The following is a 22733-nucleotide window of genomic DNA, read 5'->3' as shown; positions in this document are numbered from 1 at the left end:
ATCTAGATGAGTCCTCCATATACTGTTATAGTCATCTATAATAAGTATTTACTGCGTGAATAAATTGCACATCAATTGATAGAAAAATAATGTTCGTTCGCCACTGCAAGTGTAAAAAATCACCATTTAACAACTAATTAAATAAATTATTCGGGATGTAGTTCATGAACAATTTTGTAGCCTCAAAAAATGCAAAAATAACTGATATCAAAGGAATCGTTCACATCGATTCAGGTACAGATATTCCGTTGAATGTTGGTGATAACATAACTGCAGGTACCGAAATTGTTTTTTCAGAAAATAGTGAGATAACCCTTACTTTCAATGACGGAAGTCAACAGCGTGTTTCAAGCGATACTCTCAGTATTGAAAATATCGAAGGTGATATTAACAGTGCTGAAGGTAATGAGACACCAGATACCAATTCACAAAATGCTGTACTCGATGATATTAATGCCATTCAGGAACTCATTGAGTCAGGCGACGATGTTGAACTTCCAGATACTGCCGCTGGAGATATTCTTAACAATAGTGGTGGCAGTTTTACTACATTAACAAGAAATGCAGAAGAAACAATCGCCCAAGCTGGTTATGACACAATCGAGTTAACCAATGATTTTATAATCCCTGACGTTCAGAATACCGAAATTAACGCTCCTGTAATACCTACATCATCGGCTTCTGAATTATCAGACGGTGATGAAACCCTCAGTGTGCCAGAAGACGGTTCGCTTTCAGGCAATCTATTAACCAATGCAGCAAGCACTGATGGTTCGCCGGTTATTACTGAATTTACGGTAGATGGTAATACCTTTATCGTCGACCCACTAGGTACAACTACAACGTTAGCGGAAGGTGAATTAACCATTAATCCTAATGGCACTTTCACGTTTGTACCGACAGCCGATTACAACGGTCCGGTGCCTGAAGTGGTTTATACCATTTCCGATGGTGTGAATACTGATACGTCTACCTTAAATATCGACGTAACACCTGAGTCTGACTTAACCGATGGCGATGAAACACTCAGTGTGCCAGAAGACGGCACGTTAAACGGTAACTTGCTTACCAATGCAGCAAGCACTGACGGTACACCGGTTATTACTGAATTTACGGTGGGCGGCAATACGTTCACCGTCGATCCATTGGGTACAACTACAAGGTTAGCGGAAGGTGAATTAACCATTAATCCTAACGGAACGTTTACGTTTGTACCTACAGCTGATTACAACGGTCCGGTGCCTGAAGTGGTTTATACCATTTCCGATGGGATCAATACCGATACGTCTACCTTGAATATTGACGTAACGCCTGAATCGGATCTCACAGACGGCGATGAAACACTCAGTGTGCCAGAAGATGGTTCGCTTTCAGGCAATCTATTAACCAATGCAGCAAGCACTGATGGCACGCCGGTTATTACTGAATTTACGGTGGGCGGCAATACCTTTACCGTAGATCCACTAGGTACAACTACAACGTTAGCGGAAGGTGAATTAACCATTAATCCTAACGGAACGTTTACGTTTGTACCGACAGCCGATTACAACGGTCCTGTTCCTGAAGTGCTTTATACGATTTCCGATGGTGTGAATACCGATACGTCAACCTTGAATATTGACGTAACACCTGAGTCGCCTACCTCTGAATTAACAGATGGCAACGAAACACTCAGTGTGCCAGAAGACGGCACGTTAAACGGTAACTTACTTACCAATGCCGCAAGCACTGACGGTACACCGGTTATTACTGAATTTACCGTCGGTGGCAATACATTTACCGTCGATCCACTAGGTACAACTACAACGTTAGCGGAAGGTGAATTAACCATTGATCCTAACGGAACGTTTACCTTTGTGCCAACAGCAGATTACAACGGTCCTGTTCCTGAAGTGCTTTATACGATTTCCGATGGTGTGAATACCGATACGTCAACCTTGAATATTGACGTAACACCTGAGTCAGATCTCACCGATGGTGATGAAACACTCAGTGTTCCAGAAGATGGTTCGCTTTCAGGCAATCTATTAACCAATGCAGCAAGTACTGATGGCACGCCGGTTATTACTGAATTTACGGCAGGCGGCAATACGTTCACCGTCGATCCGCTAGGTACAACGGCTACATTAGCAGAAGGTGAATTAACCATTAATCCTAACGGAACGTTTACCTTTGTACCGACAGCCGATTACAACGGACCTGTGCCTGAAGTGGTTTATACGATTTCCGATGGTGTGAATACCGATACATCAACACTCAATATTGACGTAACACCTGAGTCAGATCTCACCGATGGTGATGAAACACTCAGTGTGCCAGAAGACGGCACGTTAAACGGTAACTTACTTACCAATGCCGCAAGTACTGACGGTACACCAACAATCACGGAATTCACCGTGGGTGGTAATACCTTTACCGTCGATCCACTAGGTACAACCGCAACGTTAGCGGAAGGTGAATTAACCATTAATCCTAACGGAACGTTTACCTTTGTACCAACAGCCGATTACAACGGTCCGGTGCCTGAAGTGGTTTATACCATTTCAGATGGTGTGAATACCGATACGTCAACCTTGAATATTGACGTAACACCTGAGTCGCCTACCTCTGAATTAACAGATGGCAACGAAACACTCAGTGTGCCAGAAGATGGTTCGCTTTCAGGCAATCTATTAACCAATGCAGCAAGCACTGATGGCACGCCGGTTATTACTGAATTTACGGTGGGTGGCAATACATTTACCGTCGATCCATTGGGCACAACAGCGACTCTTACTGAAGGCGAGTTAACCATTCACCCAAATGGAACGTTTACGTTTGTACCAACAGCAGATTACAACGGTCCCGTACCGGAAGTGGTTTATACGATTTCCGATGGTGTGAATACCGATACGTCTACCTTGAATATCGACGTAACGCCTGAATCGGATCTCACCGATGACAATGAAATCCTCAGTGTGCCAGAAGACGGCACGTTAAACGGTAACTTGCTTACCAATGCCGCAAGTACTGATGGCACGCCAGTTATTACTGAATTTACGGTGGGTGGCAATACCTTTACCGTCGATCCACTAGGCACAGCAGCTACCCTTACTGAAGGTGAATTAACCATTCACCCAAATGGCACTTTCACGTTTGTGCCAACCGCTGATTACAACGGTCCGGTTCCTGAAGTGATTTATACCATTTCCGATGGTGTGAATACCGATACGTCTACCTTGAATATTGACGTAACGCCTGAATCGGATCTCACCGATGACAATGAAACACTCAGTGTGCCAGAAGACGGCACGTTAAACGGTAACTTGCTTACCAATGCAGCAAGCACCGACGGCACGCCGGTTATTACTGAATTTACGGTAGGCGGCAATACCTTTACGGTAGATCCATTGGGTACCACTGCTACATTAGCGGAAGGTGAGTTAACCATTCACCCAAATGGAACGTTTACGTTTGTACCGACAGCTGATTACAACGGACCTGTTCCTGAAGTGGTTTATACGATTTCCGATGGGGTCAATACCGATACGTCTACCTTGAATATTGACGTAACACCGGAATCTGATTTAACGGATGATAATGAAACATTAACGATCGGTGAAGATAATACGCTCAACGGTAACTTGCTCACAAACGCTTCAAGCACCGACGGTACACCAGTTATTACGGAATTTACGGTGGGCGGCAATACCTTTACGGTAGATCCACTAGGTACAACTACAAGGTTAGCGGAAGGTGAATTAACCATTAATCCAAATGGCACCTTCACCTTTGTGCCAACCGCTGATTACAACGGTCCGGTGCCTGAAGTGGTTTATACCATTTCAGATGGTGTGAATACCGATACATCTACCTTAAATATCGACGTAACACCTGAGTCAGATCTCACCGACGACAATGAAGTATTAACCACCGCTGAAGATACAGATCTTTCAGGTAACTTGCTTACCAATGCCGCAAGCACTGATGGCACACCAGTTATTACGGAATTTACGGTAGGCGGCAATACCTTTACGGTAGATCCGCTAGGTACCACCACGGCTCTTACTGAAGGTGAATTAACCATTCACCCAAATGGAACGTTTACGTTTGTGCCGACCGCTGATTACAACGGTCCGGTTCCTGAAGTGATTTATACCATTTCCGATGGTGTGAATACCGATACGTCTACCTTGAATATTGACGTAACGCCTGAATCGGATCTCACCGATGACAATGAAACACTCAGTGTGCCAGAAGACGGCACGTTAAACGGTAACTTGCTTACCAATACAGCAAGCACCGACGGCACGCCGGTTATTACTGAATTTACGGTAGGCGGCAATACCTTTACTGTAGATCCATTGGGTACCACTGCTACATTAGCGGAAGGTGAGTTAACCATTCACCCAAATGGAACGTTTACGTTTGTACCGACAGCTGATTACAACGGACCTGTTCCTGAAGTGGTTTATACGATTTCCGATGGGGTCAATACCGATACGTCTACCTTGAATATTGACGTAACACCGGAATCTGATTTAACGGATGATAATGAAACATTAACGATCGGTGAAGATAATACGCTCAACGGTAACTTGCTCACAAACGCTTCAAGCACCGACGGTACACCAGTTATTACGGAATTTACGGTGGGCGGCAATACCTTTACGGTAGATCCACTAGGTACAACTACAAGGTTAGCGGAAGGTGAATTAACCATTAATCCAAATGGCACCTTCACCTTTGTGCCAACCGCTGATTACAACGGTCCGGTGCCTGAAGTGGTTTATACCATTTCAGATGGGGTCAATACCGATACATCTACCTTAAATATCGACGTAACACCTGAGTCAGATCTCACCGACGACAATGAAGTATTAACCACCGCTGAAGACACAGATCTTTCAGGTAACTTGCTCACCAATGCCGCAAGTACTGACGGTACACCAACAATCACGGAATTTACCGTCGGTGGCAATACCTTTACCGTCGATCCGCTAGGTACAACTACAAGGTTAGCGGAAGGTGAATTAACCATTAATCCAAATGGCACCTTCACCTTTGTGCCAACCGCTGATTACAACGGTCCGGTGCCTGAAGTGGTTTATACCATTTCAGATGGTGTGAATACTGATACATCTACCTTAAATATCGACGTAACACCTGAGTCAGATCTCACCGACGACAATGAAGTATTAACCACCGCTGAAGATACAGATCTTTCAGGTAACTTGCTTACCAATGCCGCAAGCACTGATGGCACACCAGTTATTACGGAATTTACGGTAGGCGGCAATACCTTTACGGTAGATCCGCTAGGTACCACCACGGCTCTTACTGAAGGTGAATTAACCATTCACCCAAATGGAACGTTTACGTTTGTGCCGACCGCTGATTACAACGGTCCGGTTCCTGAAGTGATTTATACCATTTCCGATGGTGTGAATACCGATACGTCTACCTTGAATATTGACGTAACGCCTGAATCGGATCTCACCGATGACAATGAAACACTCAGTGTGCCAGAAGACGGCACGTTAAACGGTAACTTGCTTACCAATACAGCAAGCACCGACGGCACGCCGGTTATTACTGAATTTACGGTAGGCGGCAATACCTTTACTGTAGATCCATTGGGTACCACTGCTACATTAGCGGAAGGTGAGTTAACCATTCACCCAAATGGAACGTTTACGTTTGTACCGACAGCTGATTACAACGGACCTGTTCCTGAAGTGGTTTATACGATTTCCGATGGGGTCAATACCGATACGTCTACCTTGAATATTGACGTAACACCGGAATCTGATTTAACGGATGATAATGAAACATTAACGATCGGTGAAGATAATACGCTCAACGGTAACTTGCTCACAAACGCTTCAAGCACCGACGGCACACCAGTTATTACGGAATTTACGGTGGGCGGCAATACCTTTACGGTAGATCCACTAGGTACAACTACAAGGTTAGCGGAAGGTGAATTAACCATTAATCCAAATGGCACCTTCACCTTTGTGCCAACCGCTGATTACAACGGTCCGGTGCCTGAAGTGGTTTATACCATTTCAGATGGTGTGAATACTGATACGTCTACCTTAAATATCGACGTAACGCCATCAGTAAACATTCCTCCTACTGCCGAAAACGACAGCTTTACGGTTCATGAAGGTGAAATGGTTTCTGGCAATGTAATCACACACAATGATGGCGATGGCAAAGTTGATTCCGACGGTGGTGATGGAGCGGCATTATCAGTAACACAAGTTAATGGTAATAATTTAATATTTGATCCCGCTGATGGCTATGCAACCATAGCCATTCAGGATGGAATTTTACGTATTAACGCACAAGGTAACTTTACCTACCAAAATAGCGGATTTACAGGTGGTACCGTAATACACCCAAGTTTTGATTATACGCTCAGTGATGGTACTGACACCGACACAGCAACAGTGAGCATTGAAGTTTCTCATACTGCCCCTACTGCAAACGCGGACAATAATTTTATTACATTAATGGAAAATGATAGTGGAACAGCTGCAGTAAGCAGAGTAAAAGGAAATTTAATAGCAAGAGGAAGTTCAGGTGACGTTAACGACACCTCACCTGATGGCATAATAACGCTAACTCACGTAAGTTATAACGGTACAGATTATATATTTAACTCCCTTAATACATCTTTTGAGATTGTTGCTGAATACGGCACATTTACTGTTAAAGATAGTGGTGCTTACACTTACACAAGTAAAAGCGGTATGTTACTCCCCGCAAATGACGTTAGTGATGTTATTAGTTATACCATTCAAGATGGTGATACCGTTAAGCCTGATTCAGATACAACAACACTAACTATTCATATCGATGTACCTGATCCTGTACCTACGCCAGCACCTAGCCCTTTATTGATAAATAACATCAACGATATTGCAGGAGCTTCTTTTAGTAAATCGGCCACTATCGATACATCCAACTTACAAAAAGTCAGTGCTATCGATACACTCAATACACAAGAAGAAACAGCGGCTCCTACGAACGAACTTGATTTAAGTGATTTAATCAGTGATGGAAGTTCAAACAGCATCGATCAATTTTTACAATTTGCTAATGAAGATGAAGAAATAACGACAGAACCAACTCCAGTAGATGAACAAATTGAATCCATAGAACAAGTAGTACTAGAAAAAACCGAACACCAAAGTATAACTAATGGCCTATTAGTTGATGGGGCTGTTATCATCAGCGATAACACAGCCCCAACAACAATTCCGCTTGCAGATCTAGATTCAAGTGATATTTTATAGTTAAATTACAGCTACTCACATTATGTAATTACCATTAAAATCAGCAATAGGGAATGTATTTACCCTATTGCTGATTATGTTTTAAGGAATGTAAATTCAGTGCAACCCTCTGCTAAACCTTCATCGCAATGGACTATAAATGCCTCACAGCGGTTAAATTCTGATCCACTGCTTGATAGCTTAGTATTACTTACCGAGCATTTTGGTAACCCATGCTCTCCTGAAGCACTCGTTGCAGGGCTCCCCCTCTCCAGTAATCACATAACTCCAGAGCTACTTCCACAAGCAGCTTCAAGAGCGGGACTCAGTGCAAAATTAGTACGTAAAGGTTTGAACGAATTACCATCAATGTTGTTGCCTTGTATCTTAATGCTAAAAGATAAAAAATCCTGCGTCTTACAAGAACTCAATATTGAAGAAAATAAAGCGATTGTTACCTTACCTGAAACAGGTGGAGAAGAACGACTTACCATTGAAGAATTAGAGTCTAATTTTGTTGGTTATTTGTTCTTAATTAAACAACAATATCGTGGTGACCGAAATTTTGATGTTCATATCAGCGACTCTACAGAACATTGGCTATTACAACATCTTAAAGCGGCTGCTCCAATATATCGCGATGTGATTATTGCCTCTATCATGGTGAATATATTTGCTTTAGTTTCACCGCTTTTTGTGATGAATATTTACGACAAAGTGGTGCCTAACTTAGCTTTTGAATCACTGTGGGTACTCGCCATTGGTGCAGGGATTGCCTATATTTTTGACTTTATATTAAAACAATTACGTGGCTACCTTATTGATGTAGCCGGTAAAAAAATTGATATTGAAGTCTCATCTAAACTTTTTGCAAAAGTCATTGGTATCCCACTCGAAAAGCGATCACCAAGTGTTGGTGGAATGGCTAAGCAACTCAGTGAATTTGACAACGTCAGAGAGTTTTTATCATCCGCCACTATTACCGCTTTAGTTGACTTACCCTTCGCCTTTTTATTTATGTTTTGCATATGGTTAGTTGCTGGAGACCTTGTGCTCTTCCCTATTATTGCCACCATATTAATTATTGGTTACACCATTATAAAGCAACCTAAATTACGAGCTGCCATAGAAGAAAGTAACAAATTTTCTGGATTACGCCACGGACACTTAGTTGAATGTCTTAGCGCCTTAGAGTCAATTAAAGCCAATGGTGCAGAAGGTGTAGTACAAAACGCATGGCAACAAATGATCGGCCACACATCAACCTGGTTACTTAAATCAAAAATAATCACAAATTCAGTTATTAATTTTGCCAGCTTTATTTTACAAATCTCGGTTGTAGCAGTCGTAGTTTTAGGCGTATATCGTGTTTCAGATAACCTGATATCTATGGGGGGAATTATTGCCGCAGTAATGTTAACAGGTAGAGCAATCTCCCCTATAGCAAAACTCGCAGGCTTAATGACACGTTCTAATCAAACCATCAGCGCACTAAGGCAGCTCACCACCTTAATGGATCAAGAAGGTGAGTTTGAAGATAAAGCTCATCTACCTAGCCGTACAAAACTGTCAGGAAATATATCAGCAGAAAACATAGCATTTAAATACCCAACGGCTGATCATGAAGCATTACAACAATTATCGATTAACATTAAACAAGGTGAAAAAATTGCCATTGTGGGTCGAAATGGCTCAGGTAAAACCACCTTAGCTAAATTATTATTAGGCCTTTACCAAACTACATCTGGAAGCATACGTTTCGATGGTTTAAACCATCAGCAAATTCACCCAAGTGACTTACGTAGAAATTTTGGCTATTTACCTCAAGACATCACACTTTTTCATGGTACCGTTCGCGACAATATATTATTTGGCACACGACAAGTGACCGAATATCAGCTGATCAGGGCAGTGCAACTTTCAGGAGTCAGCAGTTTTACTGATAATGAATCTCAAGGGCTTGATCGTCAAGTAGGCGAAAACGGTATTGCTTTATCTCGTGGACAACGCCAATCAATAGCCTTAGCCAGAGCCATTTTAAATGCACCACAAATATTATTGTTAGACGAACCCACCGCAAGCCTTGATGCTCGAGCCGAAAAACAATTTATCCAATCAATTGCAGCAACAGCAAAAGACAAAACATTACTACTCATTACTCATAAAATGGATCTATTACACTTAGTCGACCGTATTATTATTTTAGAAAAAGGTAAATTAGTGATTGATGGCCCTAAAAATACTGTATTGGAGCAACTTAAAGGCGGAAAAATAGATCAGGAGGTTTCACTTTGAAGAAAGTAAGCCAACAAGATTTAGACATGGCAGACGATGTATACGGCGCACTATTAACTGAAGTACCCAGTTTGCATCGATTAACAATTTGGGCAATGGCTGGCTTACTCTTTAGCTTTATTGTTTGGGCAAATTTTGCGGCATTAGAACAAGTTACCTCAGGTTCAGGAAAAGTAATACCTTCGTCTCAGCTACAAATTATTCAAAGTTTAGATGGTGGCGTATTACAAAAACTATTTGTACAAGAAGGTATGCAAGTAACCAAAGGTCAACCTATAGCCAGAATTGACGATACCCGATTTCGTTCTGACTTTGCCGAACAAAAACAAGAAGTTGATAGCTTAAGAGCCAACATTATTCGTTTAAGAGCCGAACTTTCAAGCATCATTATTGGCACAAACGACGACTGGCGATTGCAAATAGACTTAAAAAAACAAGTGCCACAATATCCGGAAGATCTTAATCTTAACGCCGAATTTATGGTTCAACGACAACAAGATGAATATACAGGAAGACTTGACAACCTAATCAATCAACTCGCTATACAAAGCCAACAGATACAACAAAGAGAACAAGAAATAGCCGAATTAGACTCTAAAATAGAAACCATGGAAATTAGCTATAATTTAGCCACCAAAGAACTTGATCTCACTCGACCATTAGCAGAAAGAAACATAGTGTCTAAAATAGAATTATATAAATTAGAACGCAGTGTAAACGAGTTAAAAGGTGAATTAAGCGCCATTCGCTTACTTTCTCCTAAATTAAAATCCTCTTTACAAGAATCTATCTTAAACCGTCGTGAAACAGCATTAAAATATCGTGCTGATGCAAGAGCTCAACTTAATGAACTACAAAATAAACTTTCTAGAATTAATGAATCGCAAGTTGGCGCTCAAGACAAAGTCACAAAAGCATTAATCGTATCCCCCGTTGTAGGTACCATTAAAACTATACATATTAATACGCTAGGGGGTGTTGTAAAATCAGGAGAAACTATTGCGGAAATAGTACCAACCGAAGATATGTTAATGGTTGAAGCAAAAATAAAACCTCGAGATATCGCTTTTATTTATCCTGGGTTACCCGCTGTAGTTAAAATAACCGCTTATGATTTTGCAAGATATGGCGGTTTAACTGGAGAAGTCGTACATATTAGTGCAGACACCACACAAGATGAAGAAGGTAACAGTTTTTATTTGATCAGAGTAAAAACTGATGCCTCAAGTATAAAAAATAGCAATAACGAAGACATGCCTATCATTCCAGGCATGATGACTGATGTAGATGTAATAACCGGGAAACGTACAGTATTGGAATATATATTGAATCCTATATTACGAGCAAAACAATCAGCATTACGAGAACGATAGGTAATCATTAATAACATGGAACATTTATGAAAATAAACAAGTTCAGTATGAGCAAAGTAGGCATTATAAGTTTAATTAGCTTATCTACATTATGTTCTCTCCAAGTCAACTCCCAAAGTTTAGAGTCAGCCGTTGCGCATGCATTAGATTCTCATCCTGACATTCGCCAATCTTTTGCCCGTTTTAAATCGAAAGAAGAAGATGTTAATCGCGCATCGGCAGGATATTTACCCACAATAGATTTAACCGCAGGATACGGTTATGAATACACCGACAGCCCAGGAAATCGTAGAAGCGCCCTTAATTTTGATGATGGAAAAACAGAATTAAAACGTGGCGAAATTGGCGTTAGCTTAAGACAAGTTATTTTTGATGGCATGTTTACCAGCAGTGAAGTAGATCGCACCAAACACGAAGCCAATGCTGAAAAATGGGCATTAGTAGCTACAGCTGAAGATCTCGCTTTAGAAGTAACAAAAGCTTATATAAATTACTTAAAAGCTGATGAAATGATCGCTTTAGCAGAAAAAAACGTAGTTTCTCATCAAGAAATATATGAACGTATAAAAGAGCGTACCGACTCAGGTTTAGGCAGCATAGCTGATTTATCACAAGTAACAGGCCGAGTCGCTCGCGCTCAATCAAACCTAATTGCAGCACGTAATAATCAATTAGATGCAAGAGCTCAATTTATTCGATTAACCAATGATCTACCTAAAGACTTAGTGCTTCCAGTGCCAGATGCAGACATGCTGCCTAAAGATAAAAGCACAGGATTAGACTTTGCCATTGAAAACCATCCTGTTATTAAATCTGCACAGCAAGATATTAACGCAGCACAATCGTTTAAAAAGTCAGTTAAAGCCAGTTACTACCCTGAATTAGCTTTAGAACTTGGCGCTAATTCATATAACGACATTGATGGCGAAAGTGGCTTAAACCGTTTTGGTCCTAATGTTGGTGGGCACCGTAATGAAGTTAGTGCCATGTTACGCTTAAAATATAACTTTTTTTCAGGTGGTAAAGATGTTGCACAAGAACGCAGTGCCGCCTATAAAATAAGTGAAGCAAGAGAAATAAACTACAGCGCTCATCGCCAAGTAACTGAAAGCTATGAACTTGCGTGGAATGCTTTTGAAATGTTAGCTTTACAAAAAAAATATATTAAACAACATATAATTACCTCGAAAGAAACACAATTAGCCTACCAAGATCAGTTTAGTTTAGGCCAAAGAAACTTATTAGATTTACTTGATACAGAAAACGAATTATTCGAAGCAAGAAAAGACTACCTAGACGCTGACTTTAATGAATTAAATGCGCAATATAGATTACTCAATGTTACCGGCCAATTACTTGATTCACTACGAGTAACACGCTCAATAGCATGGCAAGGAGAGCACAACTATGAATAAGCTAACAACAATACATAGTAAATCCAACAACGCACTCAAGCTGCTTATTACGTCGTTAGCGCTAATGTTGATAACCTCTTGTGCTACTCAACCTATAGTCGTTATAGAAGACCCTGTTAAGCAACTAAAAAATTTAGATGATTATGACAGTGATGGTGTAATAGAAGCACGTGATAAATGTGCTGACACCGTATTGGGGGCCAGTATCGATAATTACGGATGTGGCACACAAAAACAATTCAATGATCCTTTAAATATTGATATCAAATTTGCCAATAACTCTTACGAAGTACCTCAAACAGCCTATAGTAAAATTAAAGCGTTAGCTGACTTTTTAACTGAAAATGAAGATGTTAACGTAGTTATTGAAGGACATACCAGCAAAGTGGGTATGCAAGATCTTAATCAAACACTATCAGAAAACCGAGCAAACGCCATTCTACTTGTGTTAGTGAATGAATTTAATATTGATAAGAAACGTGTTGCCTCTTTCGGTTATGGTTTTAATCGATTAGAAGTAGAAGGAGACACGCCCGAAGCACATGCTATTAACCGTCGTATTATGGCAAAAGTAAACACGGTTAAACGTATTGACGATATGAAATGGACAATTTATACCGTTAATCAAGCATTGTAACCCTTTGAGAGTAATATGAAGATAAGCTGCTTTTTAACAGCAATGTTATCAAAGTTCATTCAAGTATTACTCTTTAGTATGCTATTGCTATCTATGCTCTATGCGGCTCCTCTAGCGCCATTAGACGGTGAAAAAATCGTACAATCTTTAGAAAAAAGTTACGGAACTCGAGCAGGAAAGCGCGGCAAAGCATGGATGAAATTAATGACGCCAACACCAGATCAATCTGAAATAGAGCGATTAAAAAAGGTGAACAACTTTTTTAATTTATTTCACTTTATTGATGATATAAAACTATGGGGTGTTAAAAATTATTGGGCGACTCCTGTCGAATTTATTGGTGTAAATGGTGGTGATTGTGAAGATTATTCTATTGCTAAATATTTTACACTGCTGGAACTCGGTATTCCCGACGATAAAATGAAGATCACTATGGTTAAAGCCGTAAACCTTAATCAATATCATATGGTTTTAGCCTATTACGATACACCCAGCTCTGTCCCATTAATTTTAGATAATATTGACGGACGAATAAAGCCGGCAACGCAACGTAACGACTTAGTACCAATATACAGTTTTAATGGTAGTCAGTTATGGCTCAATAAAGAAAAAGGTCGTGGCGTACTTAGCGGTACATCTTCACGACTTAAAAGATGGCGCGATCTTCGTCAACGTATAAATACTTCAACCCTTAAACAACCTAAGCTAAAGCTGGAGTTTTAAAGCAATGACCCTATTTAGACAAATAAACTCATTATTGTTTGGATTATTTCTCTTAGTAATGACCAGCTTGGTTTACTTCCAGTTTAACCAAACCAAAGACTTTATGAGCCAGCAAATGGCCTCAGATCTCAATAACACCATGACATCATTAGGTTTGATGCTGCAACCCCATATAGAAACAGGCGATATGGTATCTGCGGAAACGCTCGTTAATGTTATTTTTGAAGGCGGGTTTTATCGTAAAGTGACCCTAACATGGTTAGTTGATGGTAAAGAGCAAGTATGGGAAAACCCTATCGTTATTGAAGGCGTACCTCAATGGTTTGTTGATTTAAATTTATTTAAAGTACAAAAAAAAGAAAGTGTTATAACCTCAGGCTGGATGCAACTCGCCAAGCTTGAAATAGAAGCTCACCCCGCCCATGGGTACCAAGAATTATGGCGCATAATGAATGATACCATCATGGTATTATCTTTCCTCTTTATCGTTTCTATTTTTGCTCTAAGACTCAGACTAAACCGTATTTTAAAACCATTAAATGGTGTTGCGGTTCAAGCAAGAGAAATAGCACAACGAAAATTTGGCCAAGATATAAAACTTCCTAAAACTGCCGAATTACAAGAACTTGTTATTGCAATTAACTCAATGTCATCTCAGCTACAGCAAGTATTTTCAACACTCGATCAAGAAGTCAGCGAGCTAAAAGAAGACAAGCTCATTGATCAAGTATCTCAACTACCTAACCGCCAATACCTATCTGCCCAACTGAATAACTGGCTTAACGAGCCTGGTTACGGCGGCCTTATTTTAGCGAAATTTGATTGGTTAGAAGAGGTTTACAGCAAATACGGTTATCAGGGGCGCGATGAAATTATTAGAGTGTTATCTAATAGAATGAAAACAGAGTTACCTGAAATTGCAGACAGCATAATTACGCGTGTTACCAATACCGAATTTGCATTTTTGATCACCAAAGCCGAGCATCACCAAATTGAAAAATACCTGCAAACACTCATTCGACTGATCAATCAAGAAATTACCAAAGCTGGCTGTTTGCCAAATACTGACTTTTACTTAGGTATTAGTGAACGTATAGAAAACATGCAACCTTCAGACTTAATGTCGCAAACAGATAATGCACTACAACAAGCGCACCGCGAGAATAAAATCAGTCACTGGATCGATACGCAACAAACACAAAAATATAGTCGCGAACAATGGCGTAATAAATTAGAAGATGCCATTAACAACAACCACTTCGTATTTCAGTGGCAAAAAATATGTAACATGCCCGCGAAAGATATTATTCAACGCGAAATTTATTGTCGGCTAAACATAGATGATCAAACAGTTAGCGCTGCAGAGTTTATGCCCTTTATTGAATTGTTATCACTGGGTAGCCAACTCGACAAGTGCTTGCTAGAAACCATTGAAAAACAAAATATTTTAAGCTTATCTCAACAACCTGTAGCTATAAACTTAACCCACGACAGTCTTTTAGACACCGGTTTTGCACAATGGCTGGGTGAGTTTCTTAAAGAATCATCTCATGTTGATCGTATTTTATTTGAAATACCCGAGTCTGCTCTGCTCAACAACTTTGACCAATGTAATTACATCGCCCAAATAATAAAAGCGGCAGGCGCAAAAGTTGGAATAGATCAATGTGGCCGTCAAATTGGCTCTCTCGATTATTTACGTAAACTTCAACCTGACTATATTAAATTAGATCAGTCTTTTGCTTTTTATGAAAAGTTAAATCAAAACAACGAACTATGCCGTGCCTTAATGAGTGTGGCTAAAGGCTTAAAAATTGAGGTGATCATCACAGGAATTGAAGACCAAGAGCAACTTGCACACTTTGTCTCATTAAGAGCTGATGGCTACCAAGGTTACATATCAGCGCCTGAAGATATTAACTTATAAAAACAAGACAAGTTCATCGTGGCGGCCTCAACAAACCGTCACGACTTCCATCTCCTATTACGCTTCCTCCCTAAAATTATTTCAGAAGACATAAACTTTTACCTTTCAAAAAGAATAAGTGATCGTTTTTTTCCTAAACACTGTATTATATATTTATTGTATTAATACCAATTGAACACCCTGCAAATAGAGTGAACCAATGCATTAAGCTAAACCACAAAAAAGGATGCTCGTGTTAAATATATTACTGGTTGACGACGATGAGGAATTTACCAACGTCGCATGTCACATTATTGAATTTCTAGGTCATGACACTTCAACGGCAAGTTCTTTAGAAGAGGCTTATCAGGTATTAGAATTTAACGATTTTGACCATATATTTTTAGATTTTATGCTACCCGATGGGAGTGGCTTACACTTAATTGATCACATCAACAAATCAGAAAAGTCACCCTATATCACCCTAATCACAGGGCATCCACTTGTTAAAGGTATGCTCAGTAGTTTATGTGGTCCAAAAATCGGTTATTTAGCTAAACCATTACAACGCGAAGATTTAGAGCAAGCCCTATCGCATAAAGCTAAAAAAATCCCTAGCAAAAAAAATAATTCATCTATGCCCACTAAGCATTTTGATTGTTTAATTGGCGAGTCAAAAGCAATGCAAGAACTTTACACCATGGTAGAGCGTGTAGCACAAACTCAAGCCAATGTAATGCTGATGGGTGAAAGTGGCGTAGGTAAAGAGGTAGTAGCACAAGCTATACATTACGCGACCAACAAAGCTAATAATAGTGAACATCAACTAGTCGCTAGCAACTGTGGGGCAATTTCAAAAGATCTTATTACTAGCGAATTGTTTGGCCATGAAAAAGGCGCATTCACTGGCGCTATAGCGAAAAAAGAAGGTGTTTTTCAACGAGCAGGTAACGGCACCTTATTTTTAGACGAAGTCACCGAAATGCCAATAGACCTGCAACCTAACTTATTGCGTGTACTCGAAAATAAAAAAGTAACACCTGTTGGGGGCACTAAAGAAATAGACGTTAATTGTCGCGTAATTTCAGCATCTAATCGGTCCGTTGCTGAAATCGCTGAAAAAAAATACCTGAGAGAAGATATTTATTTTCGACTTGCTGTTTTTCCTATTTCAATTCCTGCACTACGTGAACGTAAAGAAGATATTCCCTTATTAGCCAACACCTTTTTAAACGAATTGAATAACGAATACGATCGAAACCATCAATGGGATGCAACGCAATTACAACGACTTGTTGATTACGACTGGCCCGGTAACGTACGCGAACTACGTCATACTATTCATCGTGCTTTTATAATGTCTGAACCACAATCGTCATCAGTTGAGTTACCTAAAGACTTCCGCTCGCCCTTCTCTTCAATATCCGAACAAAAACACAGCTTAACCGCGGGCCAAACCATTGAAGATGTTGAAAAAGAGTTAATAAAAGTTACTCTAGCCGATGTTGACGGCAACAAATCCTTAGCCGCAGAAATGTTAGGCATTAGCACTAAAACACTCTACAACCGCTTACATGCTTACGGCGAATTTAAAGAGTAATATTAAAGGTATTAATAATGAGTCAAAACAACGAAGTACAATCAAAGAATATTAACGAGCTTATTCATGATGCTCGAGCTCCGTTGAATAGAATATCAATGCAAGCCGAACTCATTAAATTGGTACTTGAAAACGGAATGCCGCCTGAAAAAGCATTAGAAGCTGCCAATAAAATTATTGACTCGTGCCAAGAATGTAGCCAATGCTTAGAACAAATTTCAAACAAGTAATACACATTAAATAGGTATTTACATGTCAACCATCAAACAATTATTAGATAATAAAAAGGTTTCATGGGCGTTAGTTTTTGTTATCGTTATTGGGGTTATTAGTATTAATGTAACCCTTGCTATTAAAACCATTGACGAACTAGCCAAAACCCAAAAAGGCCTAACCAATACGGGCGAAGTTATTTTGGCTTTAGACAAGTTACATATTCTTGTTTTATCGGCAGAAACAGGGCAACGTGGTTACTTATTAACTGAAAACGAAGACTATTTAGCGCCCTACGAAGAAGCCATTTCTCAAGTTATGAATCAAATCAAAGAAGTTAAAAAACTTCGTTTAGATATGGTTGGCCTAGAAAGCAAACAAATTGAATTACTAAGCTTAGTTGAGCAAAAATTAATAGAGCTCAGCTTTACTGTTGATTTAGCCTTAAACGATAAAGAAAAACGCGCGCTTAGTGCCGTACTGACCGGAAGAGGAAAGAACTTTTATAATGAAATAAAAGCCCATTTCGATAAATTACAAAATGCTGAAATAAAACACCGAAATCATCTATACCAAAAACTAGAACTTATTGAAAAAGAAGCAAAATTTACTTTTAGCATATCAGCTATTACCAGTTTTTTATTATTGCTTGGTTTATGGGTGTTGGTTAGAGTTAACAACAAAACAGAACAACAATACAAAAACTCCTTAGAAGAACAAAATATAAAACTAGCGGACGAAGTAAAAGCACGCACCAAAGAACTTACCTTATACGCAGAAGAGCTAGCACGTAGTAACCGTGAATTAGAAGACTTCGCTTTTGTCGCCTCGCACGATCTACAAGAACCGTTACGCAAAATAAGAGCTTTTGGTGACCGGTTAATGACCAGCTACGCATCAACGATAGATCCTAAAGGGCAAGACTACCTAAAACGCATGTATAATGCCGCCGAACGTATGTCTAACTTAATCAGCGACTTGTTAGAGTACTCACGCATAAATACGCGAGGAAAAGCTTTTGTTGTTGTATCTCTTGATCAAGTCATACACGATGTAATAGACGATTTAGAAGTTGCCATTGATGAAAGTTCAGCCACCATTCAAACAACTCATTTACCGGAGATTAATGGCGACATAACACAGCTTAATCAGTTGTTTTTAAACTTATTAAGTAATGCTATTAAGTTTAAACAAGACGATACGCCCCCTATTATTAGCATCAGTTATAAAGAAAACTCTGTATTCGATTCCATATTAAAAAAAGACAGCCTCTGGTACGAAATAACCATAAAAGACAATGGCATTGGTTTTTCACAAGAGTTTGAAGACAAAATATTTATCCCGTTTCAACGACTACACACACGTAGTCAATACAAAGGAACAGGTATAGGCCTAGCAATATGTAGACGAATTGTTGAACGCCATGGCGGCGAGATATCCGTAAAAAGTGAAATAAATTCAGGCACTGAATTCACTATAAAAGTCCCACATAATTTCACGTTTACCACAACCAGCTAAGAGCACGAATATGAATACTAAAGCAATAACCATTTTAATAGCGGACGACGATGAAGACGATAGGCTATTAACACAAGACGCTTTAACAGAAAGCCGCGTACTGAATACGCTATACAGCGTTGAAGATGGCGTAGAACTACTTGAATACCTAAATCGAGAAGGAAAATATCAAGATAAAACCTTATCACCTAGGCCCAATCTGATCTTGCTTGATTTAAATATGCCACGTAAAGACGGGCGAGAAGCGTTAAAAGAAATAAAAAGTAATCCAGAACTAAAAGGCATTCCCGTTGTTATATTAACCACATCAAAGCAAGAAGAAGATAAAGTTAAAGGTTACAACTTAGGTGCAGCTTCATACATTACCAAACCGGTTAATTTTGAAGGCCTAGTTGATCTCATGAAAACATTAGGTAAATATTGGATTGAATTTGTCGAGTTTCCCGTATCGGAAGACAAGTAATAAATTAAACAATTTAAGTAACCACTTGGCGATAATGATCAGTTATGAATAACCCAATAAAAAGCGTATTGTTAGTAGAAGATGACGAAGACGATTACCTATTAACCAGTGATTATCTTCAACAAGTTTCAACCTATCAATTTGATATTCAATGGACTGACAGCTCCGTTGAAGCGCTAGAGTTACTTAAACAAAATAAGCACGACATCTGCCTACTTGACTATCAATTAGGCTCAATTAATGGTTTGTCGGTACTAAAACAAGCGATTAATGCCGGCTGTACCATACCTATCATTATGTTAACCGGCCAATCCGACAATCAACTTGATAACGACGCCCTAGATGCTGGGGCTGTTGATTACGTTGTAAAATCAGAGCTTAACACCACACGTTTTCATCGTGCTATTCGCTATGCACTGTCTCGAAAAGAAATTGAAAACGAACGCTTAGAGCGTATTAAAGCCGAAACCCGTAGTCGTTCTAAAGACAAATTTGTTGCCCATCTTAGTCATGAGCTACGTACACCATTAACCTCTATTTTAGGCTATACCGAGCTCTTATTATTCAATAAAGAAAACAGCCATATTCATGCTGAATTAAGCACTATTTTAGACAATGGCAAACATTTATTAGGTTTATTAAATAACGTACTCGACCTTTCAAAAATTGCCGCCGATAAGCTTGAACTCAACTACACCCATATCGCATTAGACAACTTCATTATTGACTTGTACGCCTTAATGTCAGTAACCGCTCAAGATAAAGGTATCGTACTAAAAATAAATGCTAAAACACCACTACCGCTACACATTAATGCTGATGCAATACGATTAAGACAAGTGTTTATTAACCTTATCCATAACGCTATAAAATTTACCGACAAAGGTTCAGTTACTGTAGATATATGGTTAGAGCGTAGCAACAATAAAAACACCTTACATTTTACAATTACCGATACAGGTATTGGTATTCCTACACATTTACTTGCCACAATATTTAAACCTTTTGAACAAGTGGAAGATATTGTTTCACGTAACGAAGAAGGAGCCGGCTTAGGTTTAGCTATTTGTTGTGAACTATTAAAACAAATGGATGGAACAATAGAGGTAGAATCAACAGAAAATGTTGGCAGCAAATTTATTATTACCCTTGAGTTAGGCGATATATCTCATACCACCGTTGCGCCTTTATCTTTTAACCGAATACACTCACAAGCCACAACAGAAAACTTCCCTCAAATTACCGGACACGTATTAATTGTTGACGACTTAAAAGATATTCGAAATCTTATTGGTTTTATTTGCCGATCGTTTGGTTTAAAAACCTCGTTTGCCGTTAATGGCGAACATGCCATCACTAAAATTTTAGAAGCTCAAGAACAAGGTAACCCTTTTAACAGCATACTTATGGATATTCATATGCCTGTTTTAGATGGTAAACGTACTATTTTAAAACTAAGAGAAATGGGCATAACCACACAAATAGTTGCCGTTACAGCAGCAACAATGAAAGGCGTACATCAAGAACTGAAAAGCTTAGGTTTTAACGACGTAGTTGCAAAACCGATAGATAAACACGTTTTATATCAATCGTTAACACAAAGCTTAGCGAATAATAAAAATGCAAGAGTGCAAATAAAATCGCTTGAACAACCGATAAACAATGTATCTAATGCAACAGAAAACGCCGCATCGCCCTCAACACATTTTTTAATTATTGAAGACGATAAAGACGCCGCACAAGTTACCGCCTTACTCCTTAATAACTTAAATATTGAAGCAAGTATTGCCCACAGCGCAGCAGAAGCAACAACACTTTTAACACAAAACGAAGGGCTATCTAACCACCAATACGACCAAATATTATTAGATATAAACCTACCCGACGCTAATGGTTTAGCCTTGTCTAAACAATTACGCATACTCTCACCTAACAGTAAAATCACCATTATTAGTGGCAACGCAATCAGCCAAGACGTACTAACCGAATTTTCAATTGATCAAGCACTGCTTAAACCCATCAACTTAACTATGCTTAAACAAATAACTTAAAACTCCCCCTTCATTCACCAATAAACCTCAATTGTGAAAATTATACATTTTCACCCTGTAAAGTTTACTTTTATATATTCACGCCACGTCAAAATAAAAACAAAAACAGCTAAAAAAACAACAACTTAACCATTGGCATAACTCTCGCATTATCATTATTGAAAACACTTATTAACAAATCTAAAAGGAGAAACATATGTTAGGTTGGGCATTAACCTTTTTTGTTATAGCAATTATTGCAGCTATCTTTGGTTTTGGCGGCATCGCAGGAGCAGCAGCTGGTGTAGCAAAAATTATATTTTTTATTTTTGTCGTATTGTTGGTTATCTCATTAATTTCCAATGCTATACGAGGTAAAGCACCAAAAGCTTAAGTAACGTATTAACTGAATATATTAAACATAAACACATTTATTTTTTAACGGAGAATGACTATGACTATTAACAAAAACAAATCATTACTATTATTAACAATTATCGCGGCTTTAGGTTTAAGTGCTTGTACAGAGCAAAAAGCAGAAACAGCAGGTGAAAAAGTTGATGAAGTAGTTTTAGACGCTAAAAATGCAGCCTCTGATGCAGGCGACTCAATTAAAGACGCTGCAACAGATGCAGGTAACGCGATTGAAGATGCTTGTGAAAATGTAAAAGAAGGTTTAAAAGCTAAAGATCAAGACTGTTAATTTTAGCTTCATCCTAAAACACACTATCACCTTTAGGTCATAGTGTGTTTTTCATTAAAAACACACTGTTCATACCAAACACCTGATCAGTAACAGGAATATAACTCATGAACAATACAGTCAGCCTACTTATTAAAAACACTTTTGCCACCCTATTCACCTTTATATTTTTAGGGTTAGCTGCAGCCATTTTATTCTCTTTAGTGATTAATATATCTACGGCTATATTGAACGGCTCCGATATTATGGAAATGTTTTTAAGTAGTATAAATACTGGAGTCATTGGATTAGCGGTATTTGAACTCGCTCTCGTGATAAATAAAGAATATGTAAATAATACGCCAGATAAAAAAGAAGATGACGCGATTACCGTATTAAGAAGAACATTGCCTAGATTTATAGGTATGGTATGCGTTGCTTTATCGCTTGAAGGATTAATAATGGTAATAAAATATAGCCAGCTAGATCTTGCAGGTAACCTATACTACCCAGTAGCCATAATAACTTCCACGGCACTTTTGTTAACCGCATTAGGGCTCTTTTTACACCTAACCCGCAAGCCTAACTAAAACACTTAACTTTAAAGTTTTCA

15 protein-coding genes are annotated in these 22733 nt (G+C 39.0%); all 15 read left to right on the top strand.

Translation table 11 applies throughout. From position 1 onward, the window contains the following. The first annotated feature begins 164 nt into the window (after positions 1 to 164). The 15 genes from AC0L5Q_RS13940 (at position 165) to AC0L5Q_RS13870 (ending at position 22710) form a co-directional block, all read left to right on the top strand. Entirely contained in the window at positions 165 to 7286 is a 7122-nt protein-coding gene (locus AC0L5Q_RS13940; protein WP_473609787.1) for a retention module-containing protein, read from the top strand. Positions 7287 to 7385: 99 nt separating this feature from the next. Continuing rightward, positions 7386 to 9560 carry a type I secretion system permease/ATPase gene (locus AC0L5Q_RS13935; protein WP_473609783.1) on the top strand — a complete coding sequence of 725 codons (2175 nt, stop codon included), beginning with the start codon at positions 7386 to 7388 and terminating at the stop codon, positions 9558 to 9560. Positions 9561 to 9586: 26 nt separating this feature from the next. Next, the gene (locus AC0L5Q_RS13930; protein WP_473618309.1) at positions 9587 to 10933 is read left to right on the top strand and encodes an HlyD family type I secretion periplasmic adaptor subunit; all 1347 of its coding nucleotides are present in this window, start codon (positions 9587 to 9589) and stop codon (positions 10931 to 10933) included. A gap of 26 nt (positions 10934 to 10959) precedes the next feature. Further along, positions 10960 to 12348, top strand: a complete 1389-nt coding sequence (locus AC0L5Q_RS13925; RefSeq protein WP_473609779.1) for a TolC family outer membrane protein — start codon at positions 10960 to 10962, stop codon at positions 12346 to 12348. Then, positions 12341 to 12985, top strand: a complete 645-nt coding sequence (locus tag AC0L5Q_RS13920) for an OmpA family protein (protein ID WP_473609775.1) — start codon at positions 12341 to 12343, stop codon at positions 12983 to 12985. Before AC0L5Q_RS13925 ends, AC0L5Q_RS13920 begins: the two co-directional genes overlap by 8 nt. Before the next feature lie 15 nt (positions 12986 to 13000). Then, positions 13001 to 13708, top strand: a complete 708-nt coding sequence (locus AC0L5Q_RS13915) for a transglutaminase-like cysteine peptidase (RefSeq protein WP_473609770.1) — start codon at positions 13001 to 13003, stop codon at positions 13706 to 13708. Between the two features lie 4 nt (positions 13709 to 13712). Then, positions 13713 to 15635 (top strand): bifunctional diguanylate cyclase/phosphodiesterase, encoded by a 1923-nt coding sequence (locus tag AC0L5Q_RS13910; protein WP_473609766.1) that lies wholly within the window; start codon positions 13713 to 13715, stop codon positions 15633 to 15635. A gap of 232 nt (positions 15636 to 15867) precedes the next feature. Then, complete coding sequence (locus AC0L5Q_RS13905) at positions 15868 to 17214, top strand: sigma-54-dependent transcriptional regulator (RefSeq protein WP_473609761.1); 1347 nt, start codon at positions 15868 to 15870, stop codon at positions 17212 to 17214. A gap of 17 nt (positions 17215 to 17231) precedes the next feature. After that, positions 17232 to 17444 (top strand): histidine kinase, encoded by a 213-nt coding sequence (locus AC0L5Q_RS13900; RefSeq protein ID WP_473609754.1) that lies wholly within the window; start codon positions 17232 to 17234, stop codon positions 17442 to 17444. A 22-nt stretch (positions 17445 to 17466) separates the two neighbouring features. Beyond that, positions 17467 to 18945 (top strand): sensor histidine kinase, encoded by a 1479-nt coding sequence (locus AC0L5Q_RS13895; RefSeq protein ID WP_473609750.1) that lies wholly within the window; start codon positions 17467 to 17469, stop codon positions 18943 to 18945. Positions 18946 to 18955: 10 nt separating this feature from the next. Next, positions 18956 to 19408, top strand: coding sequence for a response regulator (locus AC0L5Q_RS13890; RefSeq protein ID WP_473609747.1), 453 nt, complete (start codon positions 18956 to 18958; stop codon positions 19406 to 19408). Positions 19409 to 19452: 44 nt separating this feature from the next. Continuing rightward, on the top strand, positions 19453 to 21459 hold the full coding sequence (locus AC0L5Q_RS13885) for a response regulator (protein ID WP_473609743.1): 2007 nt from the start codon (positions 19453 to 19455) through the stop codon (positions 21457 to 21459). A 196-nt stretch (positions 21460 to 21655) separates the two neighbouring features. Next, a complete protein-coding gene (locus AC0L5Q_RS13880; RefSeq protein ID WP_076420663.1) occupies positions 21656 to 21832 on the top strand; it encodes a DUF1328 family protein in 177 nt (58 codons plus the stop codon). 60 nt (positions 21833 to 21892) lie between these two features. Then, positions 21893 to 22141: a hypothetical protein gene (locus AC0L5Q_RS13875; RefSeq protein WP_473609738.1), complete on the top strand. Its 249-nt coding sequence runs from the start codon at positions 21893 to 21895 to the stop codon at positions 22139 to 22141. Between the two features lie 107 nt (positions 22142 to 22248). Next, a complete protein-coding gene (locus tag AC0L5Q_RS13870; protein WP_473609735.1) occupies positions 22249 to 22710 on the top strand; it encodes a hypothetical protein in 462 nt (153 codons plus the stop codon). The last annotated feature ends 23 nt before the right edge of the window (positions 22711 to 22733 follow it).

The sequence above is a fragment of the Pseudocolwellia sp. G5-9 genome, assembly GCF_055808995.1.
The sequence above is the reverse complement of the archived record's forward strand: the minus strand, read 5'-3'. Positions and strand labels throughout refer to the sequence as shown.

What these genes read in the sequence shown, in the direction of transcription:
- AC0L5Q_RS13940 (WP_473609787.1), top strand. Translation starts at nt 165, where the DNA reads ATGAACAATTTTGTAGCCTCAAAAAATGCAAAAATAACTGATATCAAA.
- AC0L5Q_RS13930 (WP_473618309.1), top strand. Translation starts at nt 9,587, where the DNA reads ATGGCAGACGATGTATACGGCGCACTATTAACTGAAGTACCCAGTTTG.
- AC0L5Q_RS13925 (WP_473609779.1), top strand. Translation starts at nt 10,960, where the DNA reads ATGAAAATAAACAAGTTCAGTATGAGCAAAGTAGGCATTATAAGTTTA.
- AC0L5Q_RS13920 (WP_473609775.1), top strand. Translation starts at nt 12,341, where the DNA reads ATGAATAAGCTAACAACAATACATAGTAAATCCAACAACGCACTCAAG.
- AC0L5Q_RS13915 (WP_473609770.1), top strand. Translation starts at nt 13,001, where the DNA reads ATGAAGATAAGCTGCTTTTTAACAGCAATGTTATCAAAGTTCATTCAA.
- AC0L5Q_RS13910 (WP_473609766.1), top strand. Translation starts at nt 13,713, where the DNA reads ATGACCCTATTTAGACAAATAAACTCATTATTGTTTGGATTATTTCTC.
- AC0L5Q_RS13900 (WP_473609754.1), top strand. Translation starts at nt 17,232, where the DNA reads ATGAGTCAAAACAACGAAGTACAATCAAAGAATATTAACGAGCTTATT.
- AC0L5Q_RS13895 (WP_473609750.1), top strand. Translation starts at nt 17,467, where the DNA reads ATGTCAACCATCAAACAATTATTAGATAATAAAAAGGTTTCATGGGCG.
- AC0L5Q_RS13890 (WP_473609747.1), top strand. Translation starts at nt 18,956, where the DNA reads ATGAATACTAAAGCAATAACCATTTTAATAGCGGACGACGATGAAGAC.
- AC0L5Q_RS13885 (WP_473609743.1), top strand. Translation starts at nt 19,453, where the DNA reads ATGAATAACCCAATAAAAAGCGTATTGTTAGTAGAAGATGACGAAGAC.
- AC0L5Q_RS13880 (WP_076420663.1), top strand. Translation starts at nt 21,656, where the DNA reads ATGTTAGGTTGGGCATTAACCTTTTTTGTTATAGCAATTATTGCAGCT.
- AC0L5Q_RS13875 (WP_473609738.1), top strand. Translation starts at nt 21,893, where the DNA reads ATGACTATTAACAAAAACAAATCATTACTATTATTAACAATTATCGCG.
- AC0L5Q_RS13870 (WP_473609735.1), top strand. Translation starts at nt 22,249, where the DNA reads ATGAACAATACAGTCAGCCTACTTATTAAAAACACTTTTGCCACCCTA.